Below are 9,585 nucleotides of genomic sequence, written 5' to 3' on the forward strand. Positions count from 1 at the left end.
TTGTGGGCGCTGATTCCTGGTTTCAGCGGCTTCGGATGCTGTCTTGCACGCGACGCCTTCGTAGGACTGGCTTTAGCCGGGAAGAGGCCGGTTTGTGCGCCACCCATTTTGCGGTGTGACGAATGACGCCTTCCTGGCTGAAGCCGGTCCCACAATTTGCGACGTCCAAGGATCCCGGCCAGCTGGCGATCAGGCGTTGAAACCGATAATTGCCTTGGTCTCGAGATACTCCTCAAACCCCATCACCCCATACTCCCGGCCGTTGCCCGAGCGCTTGTAGCCGCCGAAGGGCGCCATCGCATCCCACGCCGGGTGGTTCAGGTGGACTTGTCCGGCACGGATGCGCGAGGCGACGGCGCGGCCCAGTTCGAGGTCCTGCGCCTGCACGTGGGCGCCCAGACCGTAGACGGTGTCGTTGGCGATGGTCACGGCTTCGTCGATGGTGTCGTAGGCGAGGATGCACAGCACCGGGCCGAAGATTTCCTCCTGAGCGATGCGCATCGCCGAACCCACTTCGGAGAACACCGTTGGCTTGGTGTAATAACCTTTTTCAAACCCTTCCACGCGGCCCGGCCCGCCGCACAGCAGTTTCGCGCCTTCGCTGATGCCAGCCTGGATCATGGCCTGGACGCGGCTGAACTGGGCTTCGTTGGCAATCGGGCCGAGTTGGGTGTCGGGGGATTGCGGGTCACCGACGATCAACGCGTTGGCGGTGTCGGCGGCCAGCGCTTCGACTTCGGCGAGGCGGGCGCGGGGCACGATCATCCGGGTCGGCGCGCTGCACGATTGGCCGACGTTGCGGAAGGCCGACAGCACCCCCAGCGGCACGGCTTTGGCGAAGTCAGCGTCGGGCAGCATCACGTTCGGCGACTTGCCGCCCAGTTCCTGGGTCACGCGTTTGACCGTCACCGCCGCCGCTTGCGCGACGAGGGCACCGGCCCGATTTGAGCCGGTGATGGAAATCATGTCGATGTCAGGGTGTGCGGCGATCGCGGCGCCGACGTCAGGACCACTGCCGTTGACCAGATTGAACACGCCGGGGGGCAGGCCGGCGTCGTGGACCAGTTGAGCGAACAGCAAAGCGCTCAACGGCGACAGCTCGCTGGGTTTCAACACCACGGTGCAACCGGCGGCGAGGGCCGGCGCGACTTTGGCGGTGATCTGGTAGAGCGGCCAATTCCACGGCGTGATCAGGCCGCAGACGCCGATGGCTTCCCGCTCGATGGCGGTGCTGCCTTCGACGGTCTGGAAGCGGTAGGTGGACAGCAGATCCCGGGCCACCCGCACGTGCTCGGCGGCCAGCGGTACCTGCATGGCGCGGGAGAAACTGATGGCCGCGCCCATTTCCAGCGACAGGGCCTGGGCCAGCGGCTCTTTACGCTCAAGGATCAGCGCGTGGATGTTGCTCAGGATCGATGCGCGTTCTACCACCGGCGTTGCCGACCAGCCGGGGAAGGCAGCGCGCGCTGCTGCGACGGCTCGATCAACGTCTTCGGCCGAACCCCGCGCGACCTCGGCGACCACCTCTTCAGTGGCGGGATTGATCACCGGCAGAAGAGCCGGAACCGCGGGGGAAGTCCACTCGCCATTGATGTAAAACTGCCCGGCGTTGTGCAGCTCAAGGCCGTGGGTGTGTGAAGAGTGTGAGGTCATCCAGCTAGCTCCCTGGAGCGGTGATAAGTGCTGCGAACAGCGAGTCCTGACGTCTCGATACGCTAACAAACCGGCCCAGGCAAAAGATGCCGTTGTTGCGGTCTGCAAGGGAGAATCTGCTGAATCCGGCGATGTGTACGCCATCAATTTTGCGGTGTAACGCCTGACGCTTTCCCGGCTAAAGCCGGTCCTACAGGTGATGGCGTGCGCTGCATCATTGGCGGGATACACGCGGTTTGTTTTTTGTAGGACCGGCTTCAGCCGGGAAGAGGCCCGCATGAGCACCCACAATTTTGCGGAGTGACGCCCGACGTCTTCCCGGCTAAAGCCAGTCCTACAGTCGAGGTCATGCCGGATATCTTGAATGCACGCGGTCTGTTTTTGTAGGACCGGCTTCAGCCGGGAAGAGGCCCGCATGAGCACCCACAATTTTGCGGAGTGACGCCCGACGTCTTCCCGGCTAAAGCCAGTCCTACAGTCGAGGTCATGCCGGATATCCTGAATGCACGCGGTCTGTTTTTGTAGGACCGGCTTCAGCCGGGAAGAGGCCCGTGTAAGCGACATCAGTTTGCGGAGTGACGCCCGACGTCTTCCCGGCTAAAGCCAGTCCTACAGTCGGGGTCATGCCGGATATCCTGAATGCACGCGGTCTGTTTTTGTAGGACCGGCTTCAGCCGGGAAGAGGCCCGTGTGAGCGCCATCAATTTTTCGGTGTAGCGCCCTACGCTTTCCTGGCTAAAGCCTGTCCTACAAATGGCGGCGCGCCTGGCAACGTTCACCCAATCGCCTGGGTCACCATCGCAAACTGGGCAATCCCATCCCGTGACCGCGGCGGTTCGCCCAGCACCATGCGGGGCGCGCGATCAACGCATGGCAGGCCGAGACCCTCCAGCCAATCCACCAGCCCGCAATCAGCCAGAATATCGAAACGCACAAACGCGCCGGGGATCAGGTCCAGCAAGTGCGTGATCATCTGTTGCGCCTGCTCCAGATTCTGCGCAACCACCGGCCCGATAAGATGCCCGCGACCAAAACAGCGGAGCAGGGCGCAGCCTTTCAGTTGGCCGTGCACCTCGACGCCCACCACACACTCCGTCATCGGCAGCAGATCATTGAGGACCGCCGTGCGATCCAGCCCGCTGCCGGCGTTGGCCAGTTCGATCACCTGCGGGTATTCGTCCTGGGTTACTTCGCGACAAAGCCCAGCCCCCATCGCAGCCGGAACAGGCGGCGTCTGAGGCACGCCCTGATGCTGCTGAATCCGCGCGTATTCGACGAAACCCATGCTTACATAGAGCGGCGCCCCTGATTCAGTGGCATTGAGGATCGGCGTGCGCGGCGCGGCGGCGTCCAGGCACAGGTTCATCAACCGGCGCCCAATGCCTTTGCTCCGGTGCTGATCACTGACGATCACCAGCCCGATGGAAGAATAAGCCCCCTGATGGCAGGCAAACGCCACCCCCACCAATTGCCCGTCATGTTCAGCGACGAAACCCTCGGACGTGCGCTGCACCATCGCCCAGTCTGCCTCGCGATGGGGCCACTTCAACTGCACGGACAGCGCGTGGGCGGCGGGCATGTCGGCGGCCGTCGCCATGCGATAAACGTAGGCGTCGCTCATATGAGTTTTCCTGTGCTGAAAAGGCTGGTCGCCAATTGCGGTACGAGTGATGGCTGAGTGAACCGGCGAATGTCGAAGGGGCTGATGGACGTGCTGGTGCTGCCGGTGCTGATCAGTTCGGCCATCACATCGCCGACCCCAGGGCCGAGCTGAAAGCCATGGCCGCAGAAACCGAAGGCGTAAAACAGCCCGTCGACCATGCCGCTGCGGCCCATCACCGGCAGGGAGTCCGGGGTGTAGCTTTCGATGCCGCTCCAGGTGCGGATGATGTTGAGTTTCTCGGCGCCGGGAACCAGCCGCTTCATCTGACGCATCTGATTGAGCAGGCTTTCAGGCTTGAAAAACGCCCGACGGTTGACCATGTCCGGCGCGCAACGGGCGCCGCCGCCGATGATGATGTTCCCGCGCGGGATCTGCCGAAAGTAGATCACCTCTTCCTTAATCTTGGTGAATACGCCGATTACCGTCGGCAATGCGTAGGGCACCGGCTCGGTCACCGACATCTGCGGACCGTTGGGTTCCAGGGGCACGGGTTCATCGAACTGTTGAGACAGCCTGGTCGCCCATGCGCCGGCGGTGATCAACAGCTGCTCGGCGACAAACAATTGCCCGTCAGTGGTGGTGACGTGAAACACGCCGCCGACCTTTTGCACATCGGCAACCTCGGTGCGTTCTTCGATCCGTGCGCCAAGCCGACGAGCCGCGCGGGCAAAGGCGGGTGCCGCCAGACGCGGGTTGGCGTGACCGTCGTGGGGCGCGTAGGAGCCGCCTTTCACCTCTGCGCCAAGGAAGGGGAACCGCTTGTGCAGCTCGGCGCCGCGATAGATTTTCAGGTCCAGTTGCTCGGCTTCCGGGGCAGCGGCATAGGCCTCCAGCTCGGCGATTTCGTCCTCGCGATAACACACGCGCATGTGCCCGCTGGGGATGAATTCGAGGTCGTCGTCGATCAACTCCGGCAGGCGCTTCCACAATCCCCACGACCGATTCGCCAGTTCCAGCTGGCCCAGATAACGCCCTTGGCGGCGGACGTTGCCGAAGTTCACGCCGCTGGCGTACTGACCGATCTGGTCGCGTTCCAGCAGGGTCACCGAGCAGCCGCGCCGTTGCAGAAAAAACGTCGACGAGGCGCCCATGACGCCCCCGCCGATCACCAGCACATCGCTTTTTTGCGGGTTCATAAAGGCTCCTCTTGCAGGTTACGGGCTGGCAGGCCGCGGGGTTGCAGGTCACGCGCCACGGCTTCGATTTCGATCAGGTAACCGTGATGCAAGACCGGGACCGGCACCACGGCGCGGGCGGGTCGATGCTCACCCAGGTATCGCCCATAGAGTTGGTCAAAGGCCGGCCAGTGTTCAATGCCCACGACATAGACCGTCACTTTCAGCAGATCGCTGGGGCTCAAACCCGCTTGTGCAAGGATCGCCATGAGGTTGTCGAGGGCAATCAAGGCCTGCACCTCGAACGGTTGGTCCGCGCTGTGCTCGCCGTTGGCGCGCACCGGCAACTGCCCGGACACGTACAGCAAGCCGCCGTAAGCCACTGCTTGGGAATAGTGTCCGCCCGGCGCCGCTGCGTCGGGCGTGTGAATGATTTCGAGATCACCAGCCATGCAGACGACTCCAGGTGTGCACCGCGCCATCGGCGTCGAGGGCGTGATAGTCCGGGAACTGCGCGCCGGTGGCGCAGGCGTGGTTGGGCAGGATGCGCAGGCGGCTGCCGATGGGGAAACGTGTGGCGAGGTCGGCACTGTCGGCGACGCCCAAGGTAACGATCCCGTGCTCCTGATTGGCGCCTGTGACCAACGCCCCTTCGATCCACTCGCCGGTTTCGGTGCACACCTGGCCGTAACCGAAATCATGGCGCTGACGCTGGGTGCCGCGATCACGACTCATGGCCATCCAGCCGGCGTCGGTGATGATCCAGCCCTTGTCCTGCTGATGGCCGATCACCGTGGTCAGCACGCTCAGGGCCAACTCGTCGGCCTGGCAGACGCCGATGTTGTGCATGACCAGATCGAAGAACACATAAACGCCAGCACGCACTTCCGTCACGCCATCCAGGTTCAGGGCCGAGAGGGCAGTGGGCGTGGAGCCGATGCTGACGTCCGGGCAGGCCATCCCGGCGTCACGAATGCGTTGAGCGGCGCGAACGCAGAGGGCGCGCTCCTGCTCGGCGAGGGCCTGCAGGGCTTCCGGGTTGTCGAGTTCGTAGCTGGAACCGGCGTGGGTCATCACACCGCGCAGCTGCACGCCGCCGTCGATGAGGATGCGCGCCACGTCGATGAGTGCCGGGTCTTCAGCGGCGAGGCCCGAACGATGACCGTCGCAGTCGACCTCAATCCAGACGCGGAAGCGTTCGTCGTGCTCCTGCGCAAACGCGACGATGGCCTGTGCGCCCTGAACGCTGTCGGTGAGTACGCTCAGGTGGCAGCCGGCCCGCCGCAGCGCCAGTGCCTGGGCCAATTTGCCGGGCGCGATGGCGACCGCATACAACACGTCGCTGATGCCCTGGTTGAAACAGTGCTCGGCTTCCTTCAGGGTCGAGACCGTCACGCCGCTGGCGCCGGCCGCGATCTGCGCCTGAATCACCGGCAGGCATTTGCTGGTCTTGACGTGGGGACGCAACCGCACGCCGAGGCTGTCCATGCGTTGCTGCATGCGCTGGATGTTGCGCTGCATGCGCGGGACGTCCACCAGCGCGGCGGGCGTGTCGAGAGAAGCGATCGGCGTAGACATGACGGAACTCGGGTGGCGAGGGACAGGCTGCACTCTACTCAGCTGCCGTTAAGGTGTGGTTCAATCCAGTCTCATCAATCATTAAGTAAAAGTGAATGATCTCCATCGAAGACCTGCGCCTGGCGGTCGCCCTGAGCCGTGCCGAGTCCCTGAGTGCGGCGGCCAGAGCGCTCAATGTTTCGCCGCCGGCGCTGTCCATGCGCCTGCGTAAACTGGAGACCCTGCTGGGCCTGACCCTGGCCAACCGCGACGCCCGCCGCCTGAGCCTGACGGCCGATGGCGAACGCTTCTCCCGGGAAAGCGCGCTGTTGCTGGAACAGCTCGAAGCGCTGCCAGAGTCCTTCCGGCAAAAGGACGAAAGACTGGTCGGCACCCTGCGACTGGCGGCGCCCTTCGGTTTCGGACGCCAGCGACTGGCACCGCTGCTGGCGCGTTTCATCCGGCTGCATCCGCAGCTGTGCCTGCACCTGGACCTGCGCGAAACCCCCTGGCCGGATCGCCACGACAGTGACGCCGTGATCCACATCGGCCACCTCAACGACAGCCTGTGGACCGCGCGGCAACTGTCCCCCAATGAACGCTGGCTGTGCGCAAGCCCGGCCTACCTGCAAGAACACGGCGAACCGACCGCGCCGGACCAACTCAGCGCCCATCGCTGCATCTGCATCCGCGAGAACGACGAAGACGTCACCCTCTGGCACCTGCGCAAAGGCCCTGCCCGCAAAACCCTGCGCGTCGAACCGGCCCTGCTGACCAACGACGGCAGCGTCGCCCGCCGCTGGGCCGAACAAGGCCTGGGCCTGGTCCTGCGCTCGCAATGGGACGTCAGCGACGCCATCGCCAGCGGCAACCTCGTGCGCGTCCTCGCCGACTGGAACTTCGACAGCGCCCCCGTCAACCTCCTCGTACCCTCCCGCAAACTGCGCAGCCCGAGGGTGCAAGCGTTAGTGGCGTTTCTGGAAGATGCGTTGAAGGTGTGAACGGCGAGTTCGATCGGCAAGCAGGCTTTACACCGCAACATCGTCGGCGCTGCAACTGGCCTCTTCCCGGCTAAAGCCGGTCCCACAAAAAAACACCGCGCGCCCTGTAGGACCGGCTTTAGCCGGGAAGGCGTCAGGCGTCACACTGCTAAATTGATGTCGTCCAGACTGGCCTCTTCCCGGCTGAAGCCGGTCCCACTAACAGCGCGCGTTGCATCAGTGAGACCGGTGACGCGGAGCGTCAGGGGATGCATTCCCACGCAGAGCGTGGGAACGATCAAGACGCAGAGCGTGGGAACGATCAAGATCAAAGGCTTCCCGGCTAAAGCCGGTCCTACTAAGCGCTTTTGATCTTCAAACACAAATAGCCCAGACACCGCAGAACGCGACTTGGGTGCAGGCCGAACGCAGACGACGCGCAGTGGGCCGAGCCGCATGGATGCGGCGAGAGCGCCGTCAGGACATGGATGTCCGTTCGGCGCGGGCCCACGGAGCGTCGTCGGAGTGAGGGTACTCCGACGGAGGAGGAGCCCAACCAGGAGCAAGCACCCTTGGTTACTTGGGGTGCTTTTCCAAGTAACTCGCCGAAGGCGAAACAGTCTGCCCCCAGGCAGACGCCCTTGATCTTGATCTTGATCTTGATTAAAAAAAATCACTTCACCGCATAGACCTTGCGCACATAAACCGTACTGGTCCACGCACAAAACGCCCCCTTCACCACAAACACCGTATCCCCCGGATTAACCGTCACCTCACCGCCCTCATCATCGGCCAGCGTCACACTCCCCTCCAACAGATGCATCAACTCATGCAACCGATGTGCACGACCATGGCGCTGATACGGCGTCGAATCCCAGATCCCCACCTTCAACGCCGTCACCTCATCCTCGAACAGACTCAACGCCCGACACTGCGGCGCAGGCCCGACCAAAATCGGCGGCTCCAGCGTCGCAGACGGCTCCAGCCACGTATGCGCCGGCAACAGCGTCAAACCGGGACGCGCCGGCGCACCCTCCACATCCACCGCACAAAACGCCCACTCGCTGCCAGTGCTGGCATGCAACGCCACGCGACTGCCACGGCCAATCACCGCACTGTCACCGACGCCCAACTCCAGCGTCTGCTCCGCGCTGCTCAACACCACATGGCCGGCGTGCACCACCAGCGTCTCGCTGTAGGGAAAGTCCTCGATCAACGCGTCGCCGGTGAACCGCACCAGCCCGGCCGACACCCCGTCGTCGCCGCGCCACGCCACCTGTCGCGCTTCGGCAAAGGGGTCAAGGGCGCCCAATGGCGCCGAGTTGAAAGACGTCGCAACGCCGCTGCCATCAGCGCGCGCCAACAGCAAAATACCGGGAGATGACATGGTTAGCGCTCCGTTGAAAAAGTCAGCCGATGGCTTGGGTGATCAGCGCGAAAGGTTGCACGCCCTGGCTGGCCTCGGGCGGCGTGCCTCGGGCCATCTGCACCACGGTGTCGATGTTCTTCAGGCCCGCCGTTTCCAGCCAGTCGCTCAGGCCGCAGGCCACGGGGATGTCGATGCGCACAAAAGTGTCCGGCACCTGCGCAAGCAACACACCGATCAGGTGCTGGGCCTGATGGATGTTTTCCGCCACCACCGGCCCGATGCAGCGCCCGCGCCCGAACGGCCGCAGCAGGGCGAAACCGCGCAGCTGACCGTCACGCTCGATGCCCACGGCGTGCTCCACCTGCAGATCGCGCAGCACGTCGCTGCGGTCCAGGCCGCTGGCGGCTTTGGCGAGGGCGAGCAGGGCGGCGTGATCGTCGGCAGTGAGGGCGCGGCAGGTTTCACCGTCAGCCAGCTCCACCAGCGCCGGCACAATGGCCTGCCCCTGATGCTGCTGCACCCGGCCGAATTCGACGAAACCCTGGCTGGCATACAACGGCTTGCCGGCGACGGTGGCGTTAAGAATCGGCGTGCGCGGCTCGCACGCGGCGAGGGCCCTCTCCATCAAGCGGCGGCCGATGCCCTGGCCCTGGTAATCGTTGCTGACGATCACCAGGCCGATGGTCGCGAAATCACCCTGAGGGCAGACAAAGGCACTGCCGATCAGGCGGCCGCCATCCATCACCACGAAGCCGTCGCTGACCCGGTGCAGCATCGCCCAGTCGTCCAGGCGATGGGGCCATTTCAGTTGCACTGACAAGTCATGGGCGGCGGTCAGGTCGGCCACGGTCATGGGGCGATAGGTATAAGAAGGGTGCGGCAGGGCGGACATGGCGAGGCTCCGTTATGCGTTATTCAAGTGGGACTGAACGCCTGTATCCCACCTGATGTGAGGGCTGACAAGAGGGCTCGGGATATTCGGCAGATTCGTCGCGCCCCGGGAGACGGGACCCTACTTCGTACTTAAATCCGGGGCGAGGGCGGCAGCAAATGCCACGGGCGGATTGGATCGCTTTTAGCGCTGATGATTCTCCCCACGCCGCACCATGATCGTTCCCACGCTCCGCGTGGGAATGCCGCCCCGGGCGCTCCGCGTCCCATGCCTGAGTAGGTGACGCAGAGCGTCACGGGATGCATTTCCACGCGGAGCGGGGGAACGATCACACTAAAGATCCGCACGCCACATTA

Annotated in this window: 8 protein-coding genes; 1 reads left to right on the forward strand and 7 read right to left on the reverse strand. The window is 63.8% G+C overall.

The genetic code is table 11. From position 1 onward, the window contains the following. Positions 1 to 189: 189 nt before the first annotated feature. The 5 genes from QMX88_RS18470 to QMX88_RS18490 form a co-directional block, all read right to left on the reverse strand. On the reverse strand, positions 190 to 1,653 hold the full coding sequence (locus QMX88_RS18470) for an aldehyde dehydrogenase family protein (RefSeq protein WP_282371755.1): 1,464 nt from the start codon (positions 1,651 to 1,653) through the stop codon (positions 190 to 192). A 775-nt stretch (positions 1,654 to 2,428) separates the two neighbouring features. Beyond that, positions 2,429 to 3,274: a GNAT family N-acetyltransferase gene (locus QMX88_RS18475; RefSeq protein ID WP_282371756.1), complete on the reverse strand. Its 846-nt coding sequence runs from the start codon at positions 3,272 to 3,274 to the stop codon at positions 2,429 to 2,431. After that, positions 3,271 to 4,452, reverse strand: a complete 1,182-nt coding sequence (locus tag QMX88_RS18480) for an NAD(P)/FAD-dependent oxidoreductase (RefSeq protein WP_192172700.1) — start codon at positions 4,450 to 4,452, stop codon at positions 3,271 to 3,273. The genes QMX88_RS18475 and QMX88_RS18480 overlap by 4 nt, the downstream gene beginning before the upstream one ends. After that, positions 4,449 to 4,883, reverse strand: a complete 435-nt coding sequence (locus QMX88_RS18485) for a RidA family protein (RefSeq protein WP_282371757.1) — start codon at positions 4,881 to 4,883, stop codon at positions 4,449 to 4,451. The genes QMX88_RS18480 and QMX88_RS18485 overlap by 4 nt, the downstream gene beginning before the upstream one ends. Next, positions 4,873 to 6,009 carry a DSD1 family PLP-dependent enzyme gene (locus QMX88_RS18490; RefSeq protein WP_282371758.1) on the reverse strand — a complete coding sequence of 379 codons (1,137 nt, stop codon included), beginning with the start codon at positions 6,007 to 6,009 and terminating at the stop codon, positions 4,873 to 4,875. The genes QMX88_RS18485 and QMX88_RS18490 overlap by 11 nt, the downstream gene beginning before the upstream one ends. A 95-nt stretch (positions 6,010 to 6,104) precedes the next feature. Between QMX88_RS18490 and QMX88_RS18495 the strand changes: the two genes are divergently transcribed. Next, positions 6,105 to 6,989 (forward strand): LysR family transcriptional regulator, encoded by an 885-nt coding sequence (locus QMX88_RS18495; protein ID WP_282371759.1) that lies wholly within the window; start codon positions 6,105 to 6,107, stop codon positions 6,987 to 6,989. 652 nt (positions 6,990 to 7,641) lie between these two features. Here QMX88_RS18495 and QMX88_RS18500 read toward each other — a convergent pair. Both QMX88_RS18500 and QMX88_RS18505 read right to left on the reverse strand, forming a co-directional pair. Then, on the reverse strand, positions 7,642 to 8,355 hold the full coding sequence (locus tag QMX88_RS18500) for a cupin domain-containing protein (RefSeq protein WP_282371760.1): 714 nt from the start codon (positions 8,353 to 8,355) through the stop codon (positions 7,642 to 7,644). A gap of 22 nt (positions 8,356 to 8,377) precedes the next feature. After that, positions 8,378 to 9,229, reverse strand: coding sequence for a GNAT family N-acetyltransferase (locus tag QMX88_RS18505; protein WP_282371761.1), 852 nt, complete (start codon positions 9,227 to 9,229; stop codon positions 8,378 to 8,380). Positions 9,230 to 9,585 lie beyond the last annotated feature (356 nt).

This window comes from Pseudomonas sp. PS02290, from assembly GCF_029960075.1.
In the GTDB taxonomy this organism is placed as follows: domain Bacteria; phylum Pseudomonadota; class Gammaproteobacteria; order Pseudomonadales; family Pseudomonadaceae; genus Aquipseudomonas.

Bases quoted from the DNA above. Each gene is read 5' to 3' on its own strand.
- QMX88_RS18490 (WP_282371758.1), bottom strand. From the start codon at position 6,009: ATGTCTACGCCGATCGCTTCTCTCGACACGCCCGCCGCGCTGGTGGAC.
- QMX88_RS18475 (WP_282371756.1), bottom strand. From the start codon at position 3,274: ATGAGCGACGCCTACGTTTATCGCATGGCGACGGCCGCCGACATGCCC.
- QMX88_RS18505 (WP_282371761.1), bottom strand. From the start codon at position 9,229: ATGTCCGCCCTGCCGCACCCTTCTTATACCTATCGCCCCATGACCGTG.
- QMX88_RS18485 (WP_282371757.1), bottom strand. From the start codon at position 4,883: ATGGCTGGTGATCTCGAAATCATTCACACGCCCGACGCAGCGGCGCCG.
- QMX88_RS18470 (WP_282371755.1), bottom strand. From the start codon at position 1,653: ATGACCTCACACTCTTCACACACCCACGGCCTTGAGCTGCACAACGCC.
- QMX88_RS18495 (WP_282371759.1), top strand. From the start codon at position 6,105: ATGATCTCCATCGAAGACCTGCGCCTGGCGGTCGCCCTGAGCCGTGCC.
- QMX88_RS18480 (WP_192172700.1), bottom strand. From the start codon at position 4,452: ATGAACCCGCAAAAAAGCGATGTGCTGGTGATCGGCGGGGGCGTCATG.
- QMX88_RS18500 (WP_282371760.1), bottom strand. From the start codon at position 8,355: ATGTCATCTCCCGGTATTTTGCTGTTGGCGCGCGCTGATGGCAGCGGC.